This is a genomic window from Streptomyces sp. NPDC059850 (assembly GCF_042731515.1).
Classification (GTDB): domain Bacteria; phylum Actinomycetota; class Actinomycetes; order Streptomycetales; family Streptomycetaceae; genus Streptomyces.
This window is the reverse complement of record NZ_JBHWJI010000008.1, coordinates 84,884-107,510: the sequence shown is the minus strand read 5'-3', so window position 1 is coordinate 107,510 and position 22,627 is coordinate 84,884. Positions and strand designations below refer to the sequence as shown.

Sequence of the window (22,627 nt, the reverse complement as noted above, 5' to 3'; positions counted from 1 at the left end):
GGTCCTTCCGGTAGCAGTGGAAAACCGGGAGGTCACGAGTGGCGGACGGCAAGGGCGACAAACGCGACGAAGAGAACGAGCGCGGCAAAAGCGGCCATGCGGATGTGGGTGCGGACGCGGACGCGGACCGGGGCTGGGCGCGGCGGCTGACCCGCCTCTGCCTGCGGTACCGCCGTAACGTGCTGCTCGCGCTCGGGTCCTCGCTCGCCGGGATGGGCGTCATGGCGCTGGTCCCGCTCGTCACCAAGCTGATCATCGACGAGGTGATCGTCCAGCATGACCGGGCCCTCGCACCCTGGGCCGTCCTGCTGATCGTGGCCGCCCTCGTCGTCTACGCCCTCACCTACGTCCGCCGCTTCTACGGCGGACGGCTCGCGCTCGACGTCCAGCACGATCTGCGGACCGACATGTACGAGTCGCTGGTCCGCCTCGACGGCCGTCGCCAGGACGAGCTGTCCACCGGCCAGATCATCGGCCGCGCCACCAGCGACCTCCAGCTGATCCAGAGCCTGCTCTTCATGGTGCCGATGATGATCGGCAACGTGCTGCTCTTCCTGGTCTCGATCGTCGTGATGGCGGTGCTCTCCCCGCTGCTCACCGTCGTCGCCCTCGCCGTCGCCCCCGCCCTGTGGGTGCTCGCCTCGCGCAGCCGCGTCAAGCTCTTCCCGGCCACCTGGTACGCCCAGGGGCAGGCGGCCGCCGTCGCCGGGGTCGTGGACGGGGCGGTGACCGGCGTCCGCGTCGTCAAGGGCTTCGGCCAGGAGGGCCAGGAGACCGGCAAGCTCCGCGAGGTCGGCCGCCGCCTCTTCGCCGCCCGGCTGCGCACGGTCCGGCTGAACGCCCGCTACACCCCCGCCCTCCAGGCCGTTCCCGCCCTCGGCCAGGTCGCGATGCTGGCACTCGGCGGCTGGATGGCCACGCGCGGGCAGATCACCCTCGGCACGTTCGTCGCCTTCTCGACGTATCTCGCGCAGCTCGTCGGCCCGGTGCGGATGCTCACCATGATGCTGACCGTCGGCCAGCAGGCCCGGGCCGGAGTCGAGCGGGTCTTCGAACTCATCGACACCGAACCGGTCATCCAGGAGCGCCCGGACGCCCGCGAACTGCCCACGGACGCGCCCGCGACGGTCGAATTCGATCACGTCACCTTCGGCTACGACCCTGACCGGCCCGTGCTCTCCGATGTGTCGCTGCGCATCGAACCGGGCGAGACGGTCGCCGTGGTCGGCGCCTCGGGCAGCGGCAAGTCCACCCTGTCCCTGCTGCTGCCCCGCTTCTACGACGTGACGGACGGCGCGGTGCGGGTCGGCGGCCACGATGTGCGCGAGCTGACGTACGCGTCGCTGCGCGATGCCATCGGGCTCGTTCCGGAAGACAGCTTCCTCTTCTCCGACACCGTGCGCGCCAACCTCGCCTACGGGCTGCCGGACGCCGACGATGAGCAGATCAGGGCCGCCGCCCGGGCCGCCCAGGCCGACGGCTTCATCTCCGCCCTCCCGGACGGCTACGACACCGAGGTCGGCGAGCAGGGCCTCACCCTCTCCGGCGGCCAGCGCCAGCGCATGGCCCTGGCCCGCGCGATCCTCACCGACCCCCGGCTGCTCGTCCTCGACGACGCCACGTCGGCGGTCGACGCGCGCGTCGAGCACGAGATCCACGAGGCGCTGCGGGGTGTGATGGCTGGGCGTACGACCCTTCTCATCGCCCACCGCCTCTCCACCCTCGCCCTCGCCGACCGCATCGCCGTCCTGGACGGCGGCGCTCTGGTGGACGTCGGCACGGACGACGAACTGCGGGGGCGCTGCGAGCTGTACCGCCGCCTGCTGACCGACCCGGACGAGCTGAGCGGCATCACCCGCGACCCGGCCGGACGCCTCGCCGTACGGCCGCGCGGCGGCGACGACCCGGAGCACGCGAACGCGCGGGTGAACGCGGCCGGGCTCGCCGGGTCCTTCGGCGGCGAGGCCGCCGCCACCGGGCTGGTCGAGCCGTGCCAGGACAGCACCGCCCATACGAACGGCGACCGGTCGCCGTCGCGCGGCGGCGACGACCCCGCGCACGCGGCACCGGGCACCGCCGTGGGTGGCGTCACCCCGGAGCTGTGGGTGCGGCGCGACGGGGACGGCCCCACAGAAACCGCGCCCATCGCCGGGATGCCCGCCACGCCCGAGCTGCTGGCCAAGGTCGAGGCCCTGCCGCCCGCCACCGACACGCCCGATGTGGACGAGGCGCGGGCCGCGCAACCCGAAGAGGCGTACGGCCTGCGGCGGTTGCTGCGCGGGTTCGGGGCGCCGCTGCTGTTCTGTCTGCTGCTGGTGGCCATCGACGCGGGGTCAGGGCTGCTGCTGCCCGTGCTCATCCGGCACGGCATCGACCAGGGCGTCCAGCGCCTCGCGCTGGGCGCGGTGTGGGCGGCGTCCGGGCTGGCGCTGGTCGTCGTCCTGGCGCAGTGGGCCGCGCAGTGGGGGGAGACGCGGCTGACCGGGCGCACCGGCGAGCGCATGCTCTACTCCCTGCGGGTCAAGATCTTCGCGCAGTTGCAGCGGCTCGGACTCGACTACTACGAGCGCGAGCTGACCGGCAAGATCATGACGCGGATGACCACCGACTTGGACGCGATGTCGACGTTCCTCCAGACCGGTCTGGTCACCGCCGTCGTCAGCCTGCTGACCTTCTTCGGCATCCTGGTCGCGCTGCTGGTGATCGATGTCCAGCTGGCGCTGGTGGTGTTCGCCACCCTGCCGCCGCTGATCATCGGCACGTTCGTGTTCCGCCGTAAGAGCGTCAGGGCGTACGAACTCGCCCGCGAGCGCGTGGGCACCGTCAACGCCGACCTCCAGGAGAGCGTGGCCGGGCTGCGGATCGTGCAGGCCTTCCGGCGCGAGCGCGTCGGCCGCGAGCGGTTCGCGGGGCGCAGCGACGCGTACCGGCAGGCGCGGGTGCGGGGGCAGTGGCTGATCTCGGTGTACTTCCCGTTCGTGCAGCTGCTGTCGTCCACCGCCGCCGCGCTGGTGCTGATCGTCGGCTCCGGTCGGGTCAGCGAGGGGACGCTGACGGCGGGCGCGCTGGTCGCCTATCTCCTCTACATAGACCTGTTCTTCGCGCCCGTGCAGCAGCTCTCCCAGGTGTTCGACGGCTATCAGCAGGCCACGGTGTCACTGGGCCGTATCCAGGAGCTGCTGCGGGAGCCGACCACCACCCCGGCGCCGAAGAGCCCGCGCGCGGTGCGGACGGTGCGCGGCGAGGTCGCCTTCGACGACGTGCGCTTCCGTTACGGCGGAGCGGACGGGGACGGCGAGGAGGCCCTGTCGGGCATCGGCATCACGATCCCGGCCGGGCAGACCGTCGCGTTCGTGGGGGAGACGGGCGCGGGCAAGTCCACGCTCGTCAAGCTGGTCGCCCGCTTCTACGACCCCACCGGCGGCGCCGTGCGGATCGACGGCACGGATCTGCGCGAGCTGGACCTCACCGCGTACCGCAACCGGCTGGGCGTCGTCCCGCAGGAGCCGTATCTCTTCCCCGGGACCGTGCGCGACGCCATCGCCTACGGGCGCCCCGGCGCGAGCGACGCCGAGGTGGAGGCGGCCGCGCGGGCGGTCGGCGCCCACGCCATGGTGGCCTCGCTCGACGGCGGTTATCTCCACGCGGTCTCCGAGCGCGGGCGCAATCTGTCGGCCGGTCAGCGCCAGCTGATCGCGCTCGCGCGCGCCGAGCTGGTGGGCCCGGACATCCTGCTGCTCGACGAGGCCACGGCCGCGCTCGACCTGGCCACCGAGGCCCTGGTCAACCAGGCCACGGACCGGCTGGCGGGCCGTCGCACCACGCTGGTCGTCGCGCACCGGCTGACCACCGCGGCCCGCGCGGACCGGGTGGTGGTCCTGGATCACGGACGGGTGGTCGAGGACGGTACGCACGAGGAGCTGGTGGCGCGGCCGGGTGGCCGGTATGCCGAGCTGTGGCGCACCTTTACGGGAGAGACGGCCCCGGTGGGGGCGTAGACCCGGTCGCCGGATGGTGTCCGGTGGCCAGGGAAGGTGGCGCCGCCCGGCCGTGACGACAACGGTATACGGCCGGTAACTCTCGGCGTTCGCCGCATATCACGTACGGTGACGTCACGGTTCCATGCCGCTCGCCCTCGCGATGCCCTCCACCTCGCGCCGGTCCGCCTCCCGCTGCTCGGCCTCGGCCGCCACCCGCTGCTTGTGGCGGTGCAGGAAGTCCGGGTCCTGGGCCCGTTCCTGGGGCACCAGCACCTTCATGCCCTTGGCGTGCGGGCTGTCGCCGAGGTCGACGACCACCCGCTCGTCCTGGGAGGTGAGCAGGCCGAACAGCACCAGCAACTCGGCCTGGAGTGCGGGGGTGAACAGCTCTTTCTCCTCGGGCCCCATGCCGAGTTCGTACGTCCCCCCGCGGACGGCCGGTGAGGTGCTCAGCTCGCGCAGCAGCCGCATGAGCAGCTCCAGCGAGCGCGGATCGATTCGTTCCTGCAATTCGGTCAGATACTGCGTCAGCCGCTCGGCCCGTTCGCTCCGGTCGTGCCGTTCGTCTCGGTCCATGTCAGCAGGATGCGCCATCACAGCCCGCTACGAAAGAGGGTGACGGTAACAACTCTCCGTATTCGGCGGCAGGTTGGCGTGATCGGACGTCTCTAGCCACTCCGTCTGTGCCCCGATAGGTTTCCGGCGACCTGTGTGAATCATGTGCATACAAGGGGAGGGCGAATGGGCAAGGCGCTCAGATGGCTGTTGTCGCTCGTGATAATCGTGGGGGCGGTCGGCGCCGCACCGGCTGCGGCCGCCCCCACGACCGGCACGGCCGAGCCGGACATCAAGGAACGCGTCCTGGCGATCCGCGGGATGAGCTTCGTCGAGGAGCAGCCGTACGACGGCTACCGCTTCCTCGTCTTCACGTACCAGCAGCCGGTCGACCACCGGCATCCGTCCAAGGGCACCTTCAAGCAGCGGTTCACCCTGCTGCACAAGGCCACCGACCGGCCGACGGTGTTCTTCACCTCCGGCTACAACGTCAACACCACGCCGCGCCGCAGTGAGCCCACGCAGATCGTGGACGGCAACCAGGTGTCCATGGAGTATCGGTTCTTCACGCCGTCGCGGCCGCAGCCCGCCGACTGGTCGAAGCTCGACATCTGGCAGGCCGCCAGCGACCAGCACCGGCTGTACCGGGCGCTGCACCGCGTCTACGGCAAGAAGTGGCTCGCCACCGGCGGCAGCAAGGGCGGCATGACCGCCACGTACTACCGCCGCTTCTACCCGGACGACATGGCGGGCACCATCGCCTACGTCGCGCCCAACGACGTGGTCAACAAGGAGGATTCGGCGTACGACCGCTTCTTCGCGGGCGTCGGCACCGCCGAATGCCGCACCAAGCTGAACGCGGTCCAGCGCGAGGCGCTCGTGCGGCGCGACGAGATCGTGGCGCGGTACGAGAAGTGGGCCGACGCGGAGAAGCAGACCTTCACGGTCGTCGGCAGCGCCGACAAGGCGTACGAGAACGTCGTCCTCGACCTGGTGTGGGCCTTCTGGCAGTACCACCTGCTGAAGGACTGCGCGGACGTCCCGGCGGCCACGGCCTCCACCGATGAGCTGTACACCTTCATCGACGACATCTCCGGCTTCTCCGCCTACACCGACCAGGGCCTGGAGACCTACACCCCGTACTACTACCAGGCGGGCACCGAACTGGGCGCCCCCACCTTCGAGACCCCCCACCTGGACGGTCTGCTCCGCTACCCCGGCATCTACAACCCGCGCAACTACGTCCCGCGCGACATCCCGATGCGCTTCAAGGCGGGCGCGATGCGGGACGTGGACCGCTGGGTCCGCCATGACGCGAAGCGGATGCTGTTCGTCTACGGCGAGAACGACCCGTGGGGCGCCGAGCCGTTCCGCCCCGGCAAGGGCGCGCGCGACTCGTACGTCTACACGGCCCCCGGCGGCAACCACGGCGCCAACATCGCCCAGCTGACCCCCGCCGAGAAGGCGAAGGCGACGGCGGCCGTCCAGAAGTGGGCAGGCGTCCCGACATCGTCCAAGCCCCTGGCCCCCCATGACAAGAAGCTGGACCGCCAGGACACCTCGACCCTGAGGCCGTAACCCCCGCGAGTAGCGCCACCCGCCCCTCGCCCCGGCACGGGAGCCCGAAGGGGCCGCCCCGGCGCCAGCCCTTGGCGGACGCCGGAAACGGTGCGCCCACCTGGGCCGGGGCGGGCGGTGGCCCGTAGCCGGGCTCGCTGCCGGGCGCCGTGTCCGGCGTCCGCCGGAGCCGGGGATGCCCAGGGGCGCTGTCCGGCTCGGGCCAAGGCGGGGCCGGGGCGCCTCAGGCTCAGCCGGGCGGGCGCTTCAGCGCCGTGGCGAGGTCTGCGGCCCACCCCGGGCCTGTGCCGGGGCGGGCGGTGGCCGTGGTTCCCGGGTCGCCGCCGAAGTCCGCATGATCCATGCGCCGTTGCCCCTCCCGGGCCAGGCCGGGCATTCTCGGGCCCGGCGGGCGGGTGCTCGGCTGCCGGGCCGGGCGCCGGGGGAGTCCCCCGGTTTCGGGAAGGGGCGGGGTGGGGGATCAACATCCCCGCCCCGCCGCCTCAGTACGAGAGCCCGTACCCGATCGGGTACAGCACCCGCGACGGGGCGTCCGCGCGGCGTATCGGGACCGGCAGGCGCCCGCGCGGGTTCCGCTGACCGGCGATGACCCGGGCAGCGGCCCGCACCTCGACGTCCGTCCAGCCGTAGGTGGCCAGCGACGCGCCGGGGTCGTTGCCCAACTGGGCGATGTCGTACGGGTCCTTGAGCGCGACGTGCACCACCGGCACCCCCGTCGCGGACAGCTCCGAGACCAGCCGCCGCTGGCCGGACCCGGCGTCGACGTCGCGGGTCAGGACGATCACCGCGTCCCGCTCGCGCGCCGCCGCGACCGCCTCGGCGATCCGTCCCGGGGACGGGGCGGGCGCGCTGCCGGTGCCCGTGGACAGGGCCTTCGCCGTGAAGCCGAGGGCGCCGAGGGCGCGGGCGAGGACGGCCGTCGGCGGGCCGCCGGTGCCGGTCGGGGCGGCGGGGTCCACCCCGACCACGAGCAGCGCGCGGTGGCGGCGCCGGGACAGCGGCAGCAGCCCGCCCCGGTTGGTGATCAGCGTCGTGGTGCGGTCCGCGATCCGGGCCGCGGTGGTGGCGTGCGCGCGAGTGCCCACCGTACGGTCCACCGCGCGGCCGCTGGTGTACGGATCGTCCAACAGCCCACGGCGCGCCTTGAGTTCCAGCACGCGCAGCACGGACGCGTCGAGCCGGTCCTCGCTGATCTCGCCCTTCCGTACCGCCGTGCGCACGCTGTTCCAGGCGGCGGGCAGATCGGGCGGGGTCAGCAGCTGGTCCACGCCCGCCTTCAGCGCGAGCACCGGCACCCGGGCGTCCCCGTACTTCTCGCGCACGCCCTGCATGCCGAGGGAGTCGGTGATCACGACGCCGTCGTAGCCGAGTTCGTCGCGGAGGACGCCGGTGATGATGGGGCGGGAGAGCGTGGCCGGGTCGTCGGCCGGGTCGAGCGCGGGGAACAGCAGATGCGCGGTCATGACGGAGTCGATCCCGGCGGCGATCGCGGCGCGGAACGGCGGGGCGTCCAGCCGCTCCCACTCCTTGCGGGAGTGGGTGATGGTCGGCAGCCCGACATGGCTGTCCACGGAGGTGTCGCCGTGCCCCGGGAAGTGCTTGGCGGTGGCCGCGACCCCGGCCCGCTGATACCCCTCGACCTGCGCCGCGACCAGCCGGGCGACCGCCTTGGGGTCGGCGCCGAAGGAGCGGATGCCGATCACCGGGTTGGCCGGGTCGACGTTGACGTCCGCGTCCGGCGCGTAGTCCTGCCGTACGCCGAGCGCGGCCAGCTCCGCCCCGGCGGTCCTTGCCGCCGCCCGTACGTCCGGCACGCTGCCGCCCGCGCCGAGCGCCATCGCGCCGGGGAGCAGCGTGGCGGGGGCCCCGATCCGGGCCACCATGCCGTGCTCCTGGTCGGTGGAGATGAGCAGCGGCACGCCCGCCGGGCCCTCCATAGCGGCCTTCTGCAGGCCGTTGCAGAGGGCGGCGACCTGCCGGGGGTCGCGGATGTTGTTCGCCCACTCCGTGTACATGATCCCGCCGAGGTGGTACCTGGCCACCAGCTCGGCGGCGCTGCCGACGCCGTACTTCTTGCGGTTGGCCGAGGCGTCGGCGGGGTCGGGCGCGGTGGCCGAGTGCCCGTACACCGACAGGACGAAGAGCTGGCCGATCTTCTGGTCGAGCGTCATACGGCCGAGGAGGGCCGAGGCGCGGTCCCGGTCGCTCTTCCGGGTCGGGGTGGCGGGGCGGCGCGGTGCCGCCGATGTGGTCGTGGCGGAGGCGGACGCCGACGCGGATGTCGACGTGGACGTCTCGGGCGAGCTGAGCGTACGCGGGCTGCAGGCGGTGGCGACGGCGGCGGTCGCCGCGGCGAGCAGGGTGCGGCGCGAGGTCGGCTGGTGCACCCGCACTCCTTCCATGATCTTTGGAGGGGGTGGCTGATGTTCATATGACACGCTGGTGTGCCCGGTGGGGCCTGGTCAATGGGAATCGGTGATTCGGTCCAACTTCGTTCATGACCAGGCGGCTTCGGTCGTCATGAGGTGGCGAAAGATGCGGCCCGTGCCGCCGACGCTCTGGGAGGGGTGCGCGTCGGCGGCGGGGCGCTGATGGCCGCAGGCGGCGAGGAGGGTGGTCAGCGACGCAGCCAGCAGCGAGGCCGATACCGCTGTGCGGGGACTCCCCATCAGTACGCCGCTTGGACGCCGCGCCGAGCGGGTCGGTTCCGTGGCGGGGGTGGCCTCCGGCGGTAGTTCCCCACCCCGCCCCTTCCCGAACCGGGGCCCGCGCCCCAGGCGCCCGGGTTTCGTCGCCGGGTGCGGGCCGGTGGTCGGGGTTGTGCCCACCCGTCCCGCCCCGCGGGACGATTGCCCACAACCGGGTCGACACTGCCCCGACGCGCGGCTTCGCCTCCCAGGCGGGGGGTCCGGGGGATTCCCCCGGTTTCGGGGAGGGGCGGGGTGGGGGAAGCCGCCGGAGGCGGTCAGGGGGTGGGGCTCGGGGGCCAGGCTTCGGTCAGGGCCGCCACCGTTTCGGTGATCGCGGGGCGGCGGGCGGCGCCCTCACGCCAGAGGGCGTAGAGGCGGCGTACCGGCAGCGGGTCGAGGGGGACCGCGCGGACCCCCTCCGGCAAGGGACCGCGCCCCAGGCGGGGCATCAGGGCGATGCCCAGGCCCGCCGCCACCAAGGCGATCTGGGTGTGGTTCTCCGCCGCCTGGTACGCCAGATCCGGTTCGCTGCCGGACGCCCGCAGCGTCCGTACGAGCCAGTCGTGGCACACCGACCCCGGCGGCTGGCAGATCCACCGCTGCCCCGGCAGATCCGTCCGCCGCAGCACATCGCGCCCCGCCAGCGGATGCCCCACCGGTACGAGGACATCGCACAGGTCGTCCCCGATGACCGCGCGCCGGAGCCCGTCCGGGGCGGGCAGCGGGGCGATGTCCCAGTCGTGGGCGACGGCCAGGTCGATGACGCCCTGCGCCACCAGGTCCACCGACAGATGCGGGTCGACCTCGACGAGCCGGGCGTCCAGCGCGGGGTGCTCGGCGGCGAGCCGGGCCAGTACGGCGGGCAGCAACCCCCGCGCGGCGGACGGGAAGGCGCCGATCACCAGCCGCCCGGTCGGCTGTCCGCGCCGCTCCTCCAGGCTGGTCTCGGCCCGTTCGACGATCGCGAGGAGCTGCTGCGCGGTGGCGGCCAGATGCTGGGCCGCGTCGGTGAGGACGACGCCCCGGCCCTGCCGTTCCAGCAGCGTGGTCCGGGTCTCCCGCTCCAACTTGGCGATCTGCTGCGATACGGCGGACGGGGTGTAGCCGAGCGCGACGGCGGCCGCGCTGACCGAACCGTGCACGGCCACCGCGTGCAGCGCCCGCAGCCGGGACAGATCCAGCAAGGCAGCCGACCCCCACTCACGTTTTACAGATGCTGCATCCAACCATGAAGTCATCCGCGCTAGTGCTAAAAGGTCCCGCCACCCGATGCTCGACCTATGCGACCTGCACACATCGGCCTCGCCGTGCTTGTCACGGCCCTGTGGGGCGTCAACTTCGTGGTCATCGACATCGGCCTCGACCACTTCCCGCCGCTCCTCTTCTGCGCGCTCCGCTTCCTGGTGGCGGCGGTGCCCGCGATCTTCTTCGTCGGCCTGCCGCGGGTCTCCTGGCGGTGGATCGCGGGGGTCGGGCTGACACTGGGTGTGGGGAAGTTCGGGCTGCTGTTCATCGGGATGCGGGAGGGGATGCCCGCCGGGCTGTCCTCGCTGGTGCTGCAGATCCAGGCGGTGTTCACCGCGCTGTTCGCGGCCGTCGTCCTCGCCGAACGCCCCGGCCGCCGACGGCTGCTCGGCATGGCGGTGGCGCTCACCGGTATCGGCGTCGCCGCCCTCGACGAGGGCACCTCGGGCCCGCTGCTCGGCTTCGTCCTCGTCATCGCGGCGGCGGCCTTCTGGGGCGTGTCGAACGTCCTCACCCGCAAGGCCGCCCCGCCCGACCCGCTGAGCTTCATGGTGTGGGTGAGCGTGGTGCCCGTCCTGCCGCTGCTCGGGCTGTCGCTGATGTTCGAGGGCGCGGACCCCGGCATGCACGCGCTGGCCACGCTCGACTGGTCCGGGGCGGGCGCCATCGTCTACGTCGCCTGGGGCGCCACCGTGCTGGGCTTCGGCATCTGGAGCTTCCTGCTGCGCACGTACGACGCCTCCGCGGTGGCCCCCTTCTCCCTGCTGGTGCCGGTCTTCGGCATGTCCTCGGCGGCGCTGCTGCTGGGCGAGGGGATCAGCCCGCTGCGCTGGCTGGCGGCGGCGCTGCTGGTGGGCGGCGTGGCGCTGACGTCGCTCCCGTCCGTACGCCTCCCCGGCCTCAGGCCGCGTCGGCGAGCAATCGCAGCAGGTGGTCCCGGCCCGGGGCCAGCAACTCCGGCAGCTCCCGCGCCGCCGGGTACCACCGCTTCTCGTACTCCCAGCACAGCCAGCCGTCCCACCCCTCGCGGCTGAGCAGCTCCACGCACTCGGTCAGCGGCAGCACGCCCGCGCCCAGCGCCAGCGGGGTGGTGTCGTCGGCTGAGGCGATGTCCTTGACCTGGACGTAGCCCAGGTGCGGGGAGAGCGCCGCGTAGCTGGTGGCGGGGTCCTCGCCGCCCAGCCAGGGGTGCATCACGTCCCAGATCGCGCCGACGCTGCCGTGCCCGACCGGCCCGAGGACGCGGGCCGCGTCGGCGCCGGTGCGGTGCGAGTCGTGGGTCTCCAGCAGGATCCGTACGCCCAGCTCCGTGGCGTACGGCGCGGCGTCGCCCAGGCGGGCGGCGGCCGACGCGTCGGCCTCGGCGGCGCTCCGGTCGCCGCCGCCCGGGAAGACGCGGACGTTGCGCGCGCCCAGGTCGTGGGCGAGCCTGACCAGGTCCCGCAGCCCGGTCAGGACCGGCTCGTCGGGCCCCTCCGCCGCGACCCGTACGTACCCGGCGACGGTCAGGATCTCCACCCCGGCGGCCCGGAACTCCGCCGCCACCCTGGCCCGTTCGTCCGGCGCGATCCCGGGGTGCACGGGTTCCTCGGTGTGCCCGCGCAGCTCGACACCGTGGTACCCGTTCGCGGCGGCGAGCCGGGCGACGTCGGGCATGGGCAGACCGGGGACGCCGAGGGTCGAGAAGGCGAGCTTCATGGCGGGCTCCGTGGGGGTGAGAGGCTTCCGGGAGGGGGCTTCCGGAGGACGGGTACCTTCCTTCCGGATCTTCAATCCGGACGCTAGGCAGCGGCGGGGGCGCGGTCAATCCCGCCGTGCCGAAGGATCACGTCCGGGACTTCATCAGCGGCTGGATGCGCGTACCGAAGTTGTCCAGGCCTTCGAGGAAGTCGTCGAACACCAGCATGATCCCCTTGGTGCCGTCCACCTCCGCGACCTCGTCGAGCATCGCCGCGACCGTCTCGTACGAGCCGACGAGCGTGCCCATGTTGAAGTTCACCGCGCCCTCGGGCAGCGAGATGGTCCGGGCGGTGGAGGAGCCGTCGGAGGTCGTGTCCGTGGCGGTTTCCCCGGCCATGTACGCCAGCGCCGCGTGGTCGGCGTTGTCGTGGTAGTCCTTCCACTTCGCCTGGGCGGCCTCGTCGGTCTCGTCCGCGATGACCATGAAGAGGGAGAGCGCCCCGACATCGCGCCCGGTCTCGCGCGCCGCGTCCGCGAGCGCGGCGGTGGTGTCCGAGAGCGCGAGCGGGGTGTTGACGCCGCTGCCCAGGATGAAGTTGTACTCGGCGTGCTCGGCGGCGAACTTCATGCCGGTGGCGCTCTGCCCGGCGGCGACGATGTCGATGTGCCCGTTCGCCGGGCGCGGCGACAGCACGCAGTCGTCCATCGTGTAGAACTCGCCCTTGAAGTCGCTGACGCCCTCCTGCCACAGCTCCTTCATGACGGTCACGTACTCCGCGGCCCGGGCGTAGCGGTTGCCGAAGTGCTCGTCCCCGGGCCACAGGTCCATCTGGGAGTACTCGCCGGGCGCCCAGCCGGTGACGATGTTGACGCCGAACCGGCCGGGGGCGATCGAGTCGACCGTCGCCGCCATGCGCGCGGTGATCGCCGGGTGCATGGCGAGGATCGGCGTCGAGGCGTACAGCCTGATCCGCTCCGTCACGGCGGCCAGGCCCGCCATCAGGGTGAACGATTCCAGGCAGTGGTCCCAGAACTCGGTATCGCCGCCGAACCCCTTGAGCTTGATCATCGACAGCGCGAAGTCGAGCCCGTGCTCCTCGGCCTTCCGCACGATGGCCTTGTTCAGTTCGAAGGTCGGCATGTACTGCGGAGAACTCTTCGAGATGAGCCAGCCGTTGTTGCCGATGGGGATGAAGACGCCGATATCCATGCCGCTCCTCAGCGGGTCGTTCTCGTCATGCTCGCCATGCGCGTCATGCAAAAGGCGACGAGAACGTGGCGCCCCGTCACCTCACCCCATCGTCGCATCGCATGGCCGAAGGCCGCCGGGGCCGCGTCGATGTCTCCCTCGGCCTGTCCTCTCCAGCACTAGGGTGGTCACAGGGCCCTTATGGGAGGACGGTGAAGACCCGTTGCGTCGCCGTGCACTACTCGCGTTAGCCGGAACGACCACCGCATCGTCGGCCCTCGCCGCCGCCCCTCCAACCGCCGCGGCTGCTTCGCGCCCGGCCCTGGTCGGCTTGGAGGACCTGCTGCTCTACGGTCCACCCCCGCTTGCCGGTGTGGACCCGACGAGCACCGTCCTCTCGGCGGCCGTGGAGAAGTCCCGGGCTGACTTCGCGGCGTGCAGGTACGACGCCCTCGCCCGCAAACTCCCTCAGCGCCTGGCGCTCACGTACGCCTGCGACGACGACTCGGCGGTCAGCGCCCGCGCGGCGCTGTTCAACCTCGCGACCCGCCTGTGCATCAAGCTCGGCGACGACCGGCTCTCAGCGGTTACGGCGGACCGGGCCGTGACGGCCGCCCGCGATGGAGCGGACCTGCTGGCTCTCGCCGAGGCGCACCGCATGGTCTCCAGCGTGTGCCGCAGACGGGGCGACTACGAGCGCGCGACCAAGATCGCGGTGCATGCCGCCGAACAACTCGCCGCCGACAGGAGCACCAACCGGTCCGGGCGACTGTCCACCCAGGGCAACCTCTACGCCAGCGCCGCGTACACGGCGGCGAAGGCAGGCGACCGCGACAGCGCGAACACCTTGATCACCGAGGCCGCAGCGGTGGCCAAGCAGCTCGGCCATGACGCCAACGTCGGCGGCTTCTTCGGCCCCAGCCAGGTCGCCCTCCATCAGGTGTCCGTCCACCACCTCCTCGGAGACGCCGGAGCCGCCGTCGCCCACGCCCGCACCGTCGCCGTTGACCGCCTGCCCGCCGAACGGCAAGCACGGCTGTGGATCGATGTGGCCCGCGCATTCGATCAGTGGGGCAAACCCGAGCACTGCTACCGCGCGCTGCTCTCCGCCGAGGCGGCCGCTCCCCAGGAAGTACGGCGCGGCTCCGTCCGCACGATCGCCACGGGCCTGCTTCGGCACGACCGCGCGCTCCCGGACGTCCGTTCCTTCGCCAAACGTATCGGCGGCGGGTAGCAGTCCGGGCGCTTACGGCGACGAGCCCCCTGCCTCCCGGGCAGCGGTTCGATGCCCTCCCCGGCCCTGCTCGGGTCAGCTTCTACCCCGGCGGCTAGCCGTCCGCCGTCAGCCGCCACAGCGACGTCACCTCCGCCGCCCGGGCCGCGTGCAGCGGGTCGCCGGGGTCGGTGGCGCGGCGGTGGGCGGGGCGGGTGTCGAGCCGGTCGACGACCCGCAGCCCCGCCGTCTCGAAGGCGTCCAGCAACTCCTCGCGGGTCCGCAGCCCGAGGTGTTCGGCGAGGTCGGAGAGGATGAGCCAGCCTTCGCCGCCGGGGGTGAGGGCGTCCGCGAGCCCGTTCAGGAAGCCGTGCAGCATGCGGCTGCCCGGGTCGTACACCGCGTACTCGACCGGCGAGCTGGGGCGCGCCGGGACCCAGGGCGGGTTGCAGACCACGAGCGGTGCGCGGCCCGGCGGGAACAGGTCCGCCTCGACCACCTCCACCCGCTCGGCGACCCCCAGCCGCGCCACGTTCTCCCGCGCGCACGCTAGCGCCCGCGCGTCCTGGTCGGTGGCCACCACGTGCTCGATGCCGCGCCGCGCGAGCACGGCGGCCAGGACGCCCGTCCCGGTGCCGATGTCGAACGCGGCCGCGCGGGAGGCGGGCAGCGGGGCCTCGGCCACCAGGTCGACGTACTCGCCGCGCACCGGTGAGAAGACCCCGTAGTACGGATGGACGCGGTCGCCGCCGAGCGCCGGGATCTCGACGCCTTTCTCGCGCCACTCGTGCGCGCCGATGAGGCCGAGTAATTCGCGCAGCGAGACGACGGCCGGTCCGCTTACCGCGCCGTACGCCTGCGCGCACGCCTCCCGTACGTCCGGCGCCCGGCGCAGCGGTACGGCGAGGTCGGCGTCCAGCGGCACCAGCAGCATCCCCAGCAGCCGGGCCCGCCGCCCCTGCTCCTGCCGGTGCCGGTGGAACGTCTCGGCCGCCGTCTCCGCCGGTCCGCGCCGCCCCCGCGGCCGCCGCGGCCCCCGGTCCACCCGCCGCGCCAGCGCGGCGAGCAACTGCCGGGCGCCCTGGTAGTCGCCGCGCCAGAGCAGCGCGGTGCCCTCGCAGACGAGGCGGTACGCGGCGTCCGCCGTCATCCGGTCGTCCGCGATCGTGACGCGCCGCGGCGGTGGCGCCCCGCTCTCGGACCGCCATGCGGCGGCCTGGGGCTGGCCGTCCTCGGTCCACTCGATGACCTGCTGCGTGCTCAGGGCGTACACCTTTGCTCTTGTGGGGTGCGCACCCGTGGTGCGCCTCAACCGATCCTTCCGGTACGGCCGCCCCGGCGCGAGCGGTTTCCGGGACGGGTGCCGCCCGTGTCACCAGCAGGAGTCCCAAAAGGAGCCGCCTGAGGGACCAACTACCGTTTCTACGTGGGCTTTTCGGGGAATGATCTCTACACGCTGGCAGGGGATTTTCAGCGACACCGGGGGGTCATACATGAGCCGTACGAACGCCACGGCTGAGCCGCAGCGCAACAAGGTCAAGCAGCTCGCCACCGAGCCGGTCCCGCCGGGGCTACCGCGCGAGCGCAACAGCGGCAACTTCAGTGATGAACACGTCGACCGCTCTCTCACCTCGCAGTTGGCCAAGGTCGAACGCGGGGAGACCATCGCGGCTCCCGGAAGCAGGACGGCGGACAGCGAAGACCGCGACATTCATGAGGAGGAGTGGCGGGCCCACGACCGGCACGGCCCCTACGGGCAAGGCCGCCGCCGCAAGAACTGACGCGGCGCGACGGTCCGCCTTGGTGATCACGCGGTCCACGGCGTCGGCGAGCAGCCGTGCCGCGTCGTTCGAGGCGCCGTCGATCAGCACCGTGCGCGCCCCCGCTTCGGCCAAGGCGCGCAGGACGGTCTCGGGCTCGTCGCCAACCGGCTGATGCGGGACGCGGAAGGCGCCTTCCCCGTGCCCGCCGGGCGCGCCTTCCTCGATCGTCCCGTTCCGCCGGATAACCAGGTCGTGGGTGCGTCTCAGCTCGCTCACGGCCCGGGCGCCGTACGCCACGGTGATGTACGGGCGTCCCGTACGCAGCGAGTGCCGCCACGGGCCCAGAACGAGCAGCGCTTCCCGCTCCAGGACGCCGCGCTCCACCTCGACGCCTGCCCGTTCCAGCACCGCCGCGCTACCGTCTCCCCGCGAGGTGGGGTGGCAAGCAGTTGTTGGTTGAGTGTGTATGAGTGCGTTCTGGCGTGTGTGAGTGAGTATCCGGGCCGTGGACTGTGCGATTCCAGGGGAGGGAACGGGAGTTCCCGGTTCGAATGGGTGACCTTTTCGCGGGTGTGGTCGTTGGGTGGGTGATGGGCGTGTTGCCGCCGGGCTCGCGGAAAGGGAGGGGCAGATGGGTGTGCTGCATGTGCTGTCGGCGCCGTTCGTCGTCCCCGGTCCGTCCGGTGTCGCGATCCGTACGCGGCTCAAGGGCCTGACCGCGAGGGACGAGGAGGCGCTGCGGCTGATCGGCGCGCATCTTGGGACCTTGGCTGCGCGTGACCTGAAGCGGCGCTGTGCCGAGGGGGTGGGGCACTGCGCGGACTCGTGGGCGGCGCGTAAACGCGCTGTGACCGGGGAGTCCTCGTCGCGGTGGGCGGGCAGTATCACCAAGGCCACGCACGACCAGTGGGCGTTATCGCGGCGTGCGCAGTACGCCCACATCCAGACCCTGGAAGCCGGTGTGCACACCATCACGCACCGCTTGTCGCTGCCGGTGGGTTCGAAGGGGACGAAGCGGAGCCCGGGCGGCTACCGCACCCGGCAGGAGTGGTTCGCAAAATCGCGCCGCCTGCGCGTCCTGCGGGACCGGCTCGCTGCCGAGTGTGCTGACCGCGAAGCGGGGCGTGTGCGCGTGGTGCGAGGGGGAAAGCGGCTGGCCCGCAACCGCCACCACCTCGAACAAGCGCAGCTCTCCGAGGCCGGGTGGCGGCAGCGGTGGGAGGCCCGGCGCTGGTTCCTGCAGGCTGATGGTGAGAGCGGGAAGCGGCTGGGGAACGAGACGATCCGCGTCAGCCCGGACGGTCAGGTCAGCATCAAGCTTCCGGCGCCGCTGGCGCATCTGGCGAACGCCCAGCATGGCCGGTATGTCCTCACCGGTGCCGTCGCCTTCCGTCACCGGGGTGCGGAGTGGGCCGACCGTGTGGCGGCGAATCGCGCTGTGGCCTACCGCATCCACCTGGACGTGGCCCGCCACCGCTGGTACATCACCGCCTCCTGGACCATCCCGCCGGTGAAGACCGTTCCGCTGGCTCAGGCCCGCGCCGGTGGCCTGGTCGGTGTCGATACCAACGCCGATCACCTGGCGGCGTGGCGCCTGGATGAGTATGGCAATCCGGTCGGCGACCCGCGCCGGTTCGTCTTCGACTTGAACGGACCGGCCACCTACCGCGACGCCCAGGTACGGCATGCGCTGGTACGCCTGCTGCACTGGGCCAAACGCCACGGCCTGAGCATCGCGATCGAGGACCTGGACTTCCAAGCGGACAAGACCCGCGAGAAGTACGGGCGGCGGAAGCGGTTCCGCGAGCTGATCTCCGGCATGCCCACCGCCAAGCTACGGGCACGGCTCGTATCGATGGCGGCCGAGTTCGGCATCACGATCGTGGCCATCGACCCCGCGTACACGTCCAAGTGGGGCGCTCAGCACTGGCAAAAGCCCCTCACCAGCCAGAACAGGAAGACCACTCGCCACGACGCGGCAGCGGTGGCGATCGGAAGGCGCGCCCTGGGGTACCCGATCCGGCGACGGACGGCACCGCCCCCACACGACCAGAGCGATCGTGCGGGGCATCGGACCGTCCAGGCCGCATCGGGCCTCCCGGGGCGTGAGGAAACCCGCCCCCGCATTCCCGGACCACGGACACGATCCGTCGGCGCCGGAGGCGGAGCGAAAGCGGGCGACCAGGGTGCCCAACACCGTCCGGGGCACCCGGCTGAGTACGAGTCCTCGCACCAGGACTCACTACCACTCAGTCTTTAGGAACGGTCCATGACGGCCATCAGGACGCGGGACACCTTCGCGTCGATCAACGCCTGTCGGCACGGCGGTGTCCGCCCGTGGTGGTTGCAGGGCTCCAGGGTCACCACGGCCGTGCCGCCCGCAGCCCGCTCACCCGCTGTGGCGAGCGCGTTGACCTCGGCGTGGTGGTCTCCCTTACGGAGGTGGTACCCCTCGCCGACCGGTACGCCGTCGCGGTCGAGGATCACGCACCCGACGGGCGGGTTGGGGCTCGTCGTCCCGAGGCCCTGGGCGGAGATGGCGATGGCTCGCCGCATGGCCGTCAGTTCGTCCGGTGTAGCCATGAGAACCCCAGTCCGCATCGGTCATGTGTCGTCCCACAGGAGCCAGACGGCTGCTTCGTCCCGGTCCTCGCTTCACATGTGGTCGGCGTGCTCACCTTCGTCGCTTTCGCCCAACTCGCACATGGCGAACGGGCCCTGCCTGCGAATGCACCTCTACTCGTGCGCTGGAAGCGCCCTGCCCCGGATAGCGGGAGTCTTCTGGGTGCCCAAATGTCGCATGCGCAGCCATGTCGTTGATGACCGCATGGAAAAGTTCAAGACTTTTTTCGCGGGCAGACTTCTCAAGCCTGGACACCAGCACGGCGCACAGCTCGCAAGATTCGGGATCAACGGGACCGATTCGAGGTTCGAGCAGACCGGTTAGGGGGTGCACTGTGCGAGAGCCTTTCTGGTGGTACTCGTCCCTGCCGGGTTTTCGAATAGGACGGGGGAGTCCCACGTCCAGTACGTCCGGCAGGGACGGAGCTGATTACTGGCCAGCGTGACGGCCATTGGCCCATGAGGACCTGAGGATCCGTTTGAAGAACTGCCGTCTGGACCGACCTTCGCTGGTGTCACAGATGTGGCATTCGAAAGGGCAGCGCGGGTGTTCAATCGGAGGCAGGTGGATCACGCCCGACTCTGCGTCCCTCACTCCGCCGTATTCAGTCCACCAACCCTCGGGGCTTCCTTCATGGGCGGTACCCGTAAGGTCTGATCCGGCGCCCTGATTGCACTCCTCTGTCACCGCAACCGCCCCAAATTCCTCCGCGTGCGGTCTTCTCGCACGCGTCCACGAAGCCGGATCGGGGTGTCGTGACGCTCGGGATTGAAGAGCGGGATGTACGGAGGCGCGGGGTCGGTGTCCCAAAGGATCGGGACGCGATCCTCAACCGGGACGCGCGGGATGGAGAGGGTGGGACGGTCGGCGTCCACGTCAAACCATGCGCGAGGGGCAGTGGTCAGACGGGACGCTGGCGGCCGAACGGGCGCAAGCCTCACGCCGGTCGAGGGCTTCCGGGGTGGGTTGGCCTCCGGCTCAGGCCGCATGAGCCCGGGGGGTAAGTCCGAGGCCTTGGTAGCGAGGTAGACCGCGCTGTGCCTCCCTGGGGACGTGACGATCAGTTGCCGCAGTCTCCGCAGCACCGATCGAGCGGTACCCTTTCGCATGTTGACGCTCCTGGTAAGCGTTAGCCACGCCCCCGGACGTCGCCACGTCGCGGGGGTCTTGCGTCGCGCAGCTGCCCTCGGCGCGAAGCGGCACCGTGAGGGTGATCTGTGCTCGTATAAGGCAACCGCTTCGCAGCAGGTGGCGGTACGGTGACTGTGCTGGCAGCTTTTAAGAGCTTTAAGTGCTCGCAGACGCTGGGGAGTTGAAGATCAATGAAGACTCCGGAACCGAACGCATGTCTTGATCGGCTCTATCGCGAGACTGGTTTGACGCTGCGCCAGTTCGCGCAGGACGTCAATCGCCTCGGCACCGAGCGCGGCACCCCCCTCAAGTACCGGGAACCGTCGGTTTACCAGTGGCTCCAGGGGCACATGCCAAGAGAGGCCGTCCGCCCCCTCATCCTCGAAGCGCTGGCCCGGAGACTTCACCGCCCTGTGACGTCCAGCGAGGCGGGCTTCCCCTCGTCGCCCGATCAGCTGAAACAACCCGCCAGTACAGTGCAGGGACTGATCCATCTGGGGAGGGAAGACATGGACCCGTCCCGCCGGGCCGTCCTCGGCACGGGGCTTTTCTCTGTGGCGCTCACCATTCCAGGCTGGCCCGATGTCGTAGGCCGGATGAAGGCCATAAAGACTGACCCACAGCGCCGCATCGGACAATCTGAGGTCCAGGCAGTATCGGCGATGACCGATCGTCTGTCAGACCTCGATGGAGAATTCGGCGGGCGCTATGCCCGTCCGATGGCTGCTGCTTTCTTGGTCAACACGGTTGCGCCCTACTTGAAAGCAAGCGCATCAAGCGAAACCCGCAAATCAATGATGTCTGCCGCTTCGTTCCTCTGCTATCTGACCGGGTGGATGGCAGTGGATGAGGGGGCCCATGGTCGAGCGCAAGAGTATTACGTAAAGGGTTTGGAGCTTGCGGGCGCTAGTGGCGACCGCAGGGCGTATTGCCATATCTTGCGAGGCATGTCAGTGCAGGCGGCAAATCTCGGTCACGGCACGCCAGCGGTGCGGCTCGCGAACGCTGCCGCAGAGGTATCCCCGGAGTCCAGCCCCCGTATGCGCGCCTTTCTCGCCGGGCAGCAAGCACACTCGTACGCGCTGGCGGGCGAGCCGACAAACGCATGGAACAGTCTCCGCGAGGCGGAACGCGCGGTGAACCAGGCGGAAGGCCAACTCGGTACGTTCGGTGGATTCAGCTCGGCAACATTGGCGTATTGCACTGCGGAGGTCCGGCACGCGTTGGGTGATGCGAAGGGAAGTGTCAAATCGCTGAAGGAGCACTTCCCTCTGCGGGATTCCACGGACACGCAGAGAAGTAAGTTGCTTTTCAGTTCCCTGCTTGCCGAGAGACAGCTTGAAATCGGCCACCTAGAGGCGGCATGCGCCACTTGGAATACCGTCCTCGATGACTATCCAGCGCTCCACTCAGGGCGAGTGGATGAAAAAGTAGCGAAAATCCGCACGCTGCTTTCGCCGTATCGCGCGAATTCCATTGCACGACAAACCGCCGAGCGTTCTCGTGAACTACTTGTGAAATGAAACGCGAAAGAATCCCACTCCCGCCGCCCCTAAGCCCGGTACACCAGCAGGTAGCGCCAGAAGAACAGGCGGCGCAGGGTGGAGCCGGGGAGGAGGCGGGTGGCTTCGGTGCGGGTTTGGGCGTAGGTCAGTGGGGGTGGCCAGACGAGGGGGATCTGTGCGGAGGGGGCGGGGCGGTGGCGCGTGGGGAGGAGGCGCTGTGCGTGGAGCAGGGACTTCGCCGGGAAGGCCCATGCGAAGTCGGCGGGTGAGTTGATCTCGTAGAGCCCGAGCACCGTCAGGATGCCGCCGGGTGCGAGGGCCTTCCGTAGCGTCAGCACCGTGTCGAACGGCATGTGGTGGAGGCTGGCGATGCACGAGATGACGTCGTAGTGGGCGTCGGGCAGGTGCGCCTCGCGTACGTCGGCCTGGCGGTAGCGGGGGCCGCCGCCGGTGGCGCGGGCGGACTCGATGACGGCGGCGTTGGGGTCCATTCCGTCGACCGACAGCCCCCGCGCGGCGAGCAGCCGGGCGAAGCGGCCCGTGCCGCAGCCGATGTCCAGGGCCGTGCGCGCTCCGGCCGGGATCTGTTTCAGCAGGAGCGGGTGGTAGTGGTCGTTGTAGTTCAGCGCCATGGGGGCGGACCCTACTCCCGGCCGATGACGACGCCCCGTCATGTGTCTGGCCGACTCATGATCCCCGTCCTAGCATGGGAGCGCTCCCGCGCACACCCCGAAAGCGGAGCTGGAGGCGCAGTGAATTGTCATGGGCATGTTCGTCGCTGGGGTCTTCGCGCCTCGGCTGTCGCGTCCGCCGCGACGCTGCTGGCCACCGTGGCGCTGGTGGACACCGCCGCCGCGCATGGGTCGGCCATCGGGCCCGCGTCGCGCAACTACGGGTGCTGGAAGCGGTGGGGCGGGGACTTCCAGAATCCGGAGATGAAGACCAAGGACCCGATGTGCTGGCAGGCGTGGCAGGCCGACACCAACGCCATGTGGAACTGGAACGGGCTCTACCGCGAGGGCGTCGCGGGCAATCACCAGGCCGCGCTGCCCGATGGGCAGCTGTGCAGCGCCGGGCGGACCTCGTCCGGGCGGTACAACGCGATGGACGTGCCCGGGAAGTGGGAGGCCACCTCGGTCGGGAACAGCTTCACGTTCAAGAACCACGACCAGGCGCGGCACGGTGCGGACTACTACCGCGTCTATGTGACCAAACAGGGCTACGACCCGGTCACCCAGCCGCTGCGCTGGAGCAACCTCGAACTCGTCGCCCAGACCGGCAAGATCGCCCCGGGGGCGGGGGAGACCTCCACCGAGCCGAGCCTGAATGGGGTCACCGTCTCGATCCCGGTCAACGCGCCGGGGCGCACCGGTCGCCACGTCGTCTTCATGGTCTGGCAGGCCAGCCACTTCGACCAGACCTTCTACTCGTGCAGTGATGTGATCTTTCCTGGGTGACCCATGTGGAATTGACCC

At 70.9% G+C, this 22,627-nt stretch carries 15 protein-coding genes and 2 pseudogenes; 7 read left to right on the top strand and 10 right to left on the bottom strand.

What is annotated here, in order from left to right; genetic code table 11:
• The first annotated feature begins 104 nt into the window (after nt 1-104).
• A complete protein-coding gene (locus tag ACFV9T_RS08935; protein WP_385437893.1) occupies nt 105-3,998 on the top strand; it encodes an ABC transporter ATP-binding protein in 3,894 nt (1,297 codons plus the stop codon).
• 114 nt (nt 3,999-4,112) lie between these two features.
• On the opposite strand, the gene ACFV9T_RS08930 is transcribed toward ACFV9T_RS08935, so the two are convergent.
• A complete protein-coding gene (locus ACFV9T_RS08930) occupies nt 4,113-4,556 on the bottom strand; it encodes a hypothetical protein (RefSeq protein ID WP_385437732.1) in 444 nt (147 codons plus the stop codon).
• Nucleotides 4,557-4,721: 165 nt separating this feature from the next.
• On the opposite strand from ACFV9T_RS08930, the gene ACFV9T_RS08925 reads away from it, so the two are divergent.
• Nucleotides 4,722-6,113: a S28 family serine protease gene (locus ACFV9T_RS08925; RefSeq protein ID WP_385437731.1), complete on the top strand. Its 1,392-nt coding sequence runs from the start codon at nt 4,722-4,724 to the stop codon at nt 6,111-6,113.
• A gap of 482 nt (nt 6,114-6,595) precedes the next feature.
• On the opposite strand, the gene ACFV9T_RS08920 is transcribed toward ACFV9T_RS08925, so the two are convergent.
• From ACFV9T_RS08920 to ACFV9T_RS08910, 3 genes are all read right to left on the bottom strand, one after another.
• On the bottom strand, nt 6,596-8,500 hold the full coding sequence (locus tag ACFV9T_RS08920; RefSeq protein WP_385437730.1) for a glycoside hydrolase family 3 protein: 1,905 nt from the start codon (nt 8,498-8,500) through the stop codon (nt 6,596-6,598).
• 108 nt (nt 8,501-8,608) lie between these two features.
• The gene (locus tag ACFV9T_RS08915) at nt 8,609-8,782 is read right to left on the bottom strand and encodes a hypothetical protein (RefSeq protein ID WP_385437729.1); all 174 of its coding nucleotides are present in this window, start codon (nt 8,780-8,782) and stop codon (nt 8,609-8,611) included.
• Between the two features lie 296 nt (nt 8,783-9,078).
• Nucleotides 9,079-9,987, bottom strand: coding sequence for a LysR family transcriptional regulator (locus ACFV9T_RS08910; protein ID WP_385437727.1), 909 nt, complete (start codon nt 9,985-9,987; stop codon nt 9,079-9,081).
• Nucleotides 9,988-10,083: 96 nt separating this feature from the next.
• Between ACFV9T_RS08910 and ACFV9T_RS08905 the strand changes: the two are divergent.
• Nucleotides 10,084-10,863: pseudogene (locus tag ACFV9T_RS08905) on the top strand (EamA family transporter); the annotation flags it as partial.
• 85 nt (nt 10,864-10,948) lie between these two features.
• On the opposite strand, the gene ACFV9T_RS08900 reads toward ACFV9T_RS08905, so the two are convergent.
• Both ACFV9T_RS08900 and rutA read right to left on the bottom strand, forming a co-directional pair.
• Nucleotides 10,949-11,746 (bottom strand): sugar phosphate isomerase/epimerase family protein, encoded by a 798-nt coding sequence (locus ACFV9T_RS08900; protein ID WP_385437725.1) that lies wholly within the window; start codon nt 11,744-11,746, stop codon nt 10,949-10,951.
• Between the two features lie 127 nt (nt 11,747-11,873).
• A complete protein-coding gene (gene rutA, locus ACFV9T_RS08895) occupies nt 11,874-12,938 on the bottom strand; it encodes a pyrimidine utilization protein A (protein ID WP_385437724.1) in 1,065 nt (354 codons plus the stop codon).
• A 352-nt stretch (nt 12,939-13,290) separates the two neighbouring features.
• Here rutA and ACFV9T_RS08890 point away from each other — a divergent pair, with 352 nt between their 5' ends.
• On the top strand, nt 13,291-14,151 hold the full coding sequence (locus tag ACFV9T_RS08890) for an XRE family transcriptional regulator (protein WP_385437722.1): 861 nt from the start codon (nt 13,291-13,293) through the stop codon (nt 14,149-14,151).
• Between the two features lie 94 nt (nt 14,152-14,245).
• On the opposite strand, the gene ACFV9T_RS08885 is transcribed toward ACFV9T_RS08890, so the two are convergent.
• On the bottom strand, nt 14,246-15,403 hold the full coding sequence (locus ACFV9T_RS08885) for a methyltransferase (RefSeq protein ID WP_385437721.1): 1,158 nt from the start codon (nt 15,401-15,403) through the stop codon (nt 14,246-14,248).
• Between the two features lie 298 nt (nt 15,404-15,701).
• Nucleotides 15,702-16,301, bottom strand: a complete 600-nt coding sequence (locus ACFV9T_RS08880) for a hypothetical protein (protein ID WP_385437719.1) — start codon at nt 16,299-16,301, stop codon at nt 15,702-15,704.
• Nucleotides 16,302-16,524: 223 nt separating this feature from the next.
• Here ACFV9T_RS08880 and ACFV9T_RS08875 point away from each other — a divergent pair, with 223 nt between their 5' ends.
• Nucleotides 16,525-18,153: an IS200/IS605 family accessory protein TnpB-related protein gene (locus ACFV9T_RS08875; RefSeq protein WP_385437717.1), complete on the top strand. Its 1,629-nt coding sequence runs from the start codon at nt 16,525-16,527 to the stop codon at nt 18,151-18,153.
• Nucleotides 18,154-18,158: 5 nt separating this feature from the next.
• Here ACFV9T_RS08875 and ACFV9T_RS08870 read toward each other — a convergent pair.
• Nucleotides 18,159-18,476: pseudogene (locus ACFV9T_RS08870) on the bottom strand (bifunctional diaminohydroxyphosphoribosylaminopyrimidine deaminase/5-amino-6-(5-phosphoribosylamino)uracil reductase RibD); the annotation flags it as partial.
• A gap of 1,362 nt (nt 18,477-19,838) precedes the next feature.
• Between ACFV9T_RS08870 and ACFV9T_RS08865 the strand changes: the two are divergent.
• A complete protein-coding gene (locus ACFV9T_RS08865) occupies nt 19,839-21,170 on the top strand; it encodes a tetratricopeptide repeat protein (RefSeq protein WP_385437716.1) in 1,332 nt (443 codons plus the stop codon).
• A 29-nt stretch (nt 21,171-21,199) separates the two neighbouring features.
• Here ACFV9T_RS08865 and ACFV9T_RS08860 read toward each other — a convergent pair whose 3' ends face one another.
• Nucleotides 21,200-21,784, bottom strand: coding sequence for a class I SAM-dependent methyltransferase (locus tag ACFV9T_RS08860; RefSeq protein ID WP_385437715.1), 585 nt, complete (start codon nt 21,782-21,784; stop codon nt 21,200-21,202).
• A gap of 120 nt (nt 21,785-21,904) precedes the next feature.
• On the opposite strand from ACFV9T_RS08860, the gene ACFV9T_RS08855 reads away from it, so the two are divergent.
• Complete coding sequence (locus ACFV9T_RS08855) at nt 21,905-22,609, top strand: lytic polysaccharide monooxygenase (protein WP_385437714.1); 705 nt, start codon at nt 21,905-21,907, stop codon at nt 22,607-22,609.
• Nucleotides 22,610-22,627 lie beyond the last annotated feature (18 nt).

Coding starts and splice junctions, on each gene's coding strand:
- ACFV9T_RS08875 (WP_385437717.1), top strand. CDS start 16,525: ATGGGTGTGCTGCATGTGCTGTCGGCGCCGTTCGTCGTCCCCGGTCCG.
- ACFV9T_RS08915 (WP_385437729.1), bottom strand. CDS start 8,782: ATGGGGAGTCCCCGCACAGCGGTATCGGCCTCGCTGCTGGCTGCGTCG.
- ACFV9T_RS08930 (WP_385437732.1), bottom strand. CDS start 4,556: ATGGACCGAGACGAACGGCACGACCGGAGCGAACGGGCCGAGCGGCTG.
- ACFV9T_RS08860 (WP_385437715.1), bottom strand. CDS start 21,784: ATGGCGCTGAACTACAACGACCACTACCACCCGCTCCTGCTGAAACAG.
- ACFV9T_RS08925 (WP_385437731.1), top strand. CDS start 4,722: ATGGGCAAGGCGCTCAGATGGCTGTTGTCGCTCGTGATAATCGTGGGG.
- ACFV9T_RS08865 (WP_385437716.1), top strand. CDS start 19,839: ATGAAGACTCCGGAACCGAACGCATGTCTTGATCGGCTCTATCGCGAG.
- ACFV9T_RS08900 (WP_385437725.1), bottom strand. CDS start 11,746: ATGAAGCTCGCCTTCTCGACCCTCGGCGTCCCCGGTCTGCCCATGCCC.
- rutA (WP_385437724.1), bottom strand. CDS start 12,938: ATGGATATCGGCGTCTTCATCCCCATCGGCAACAACGGCTGGCTCATC.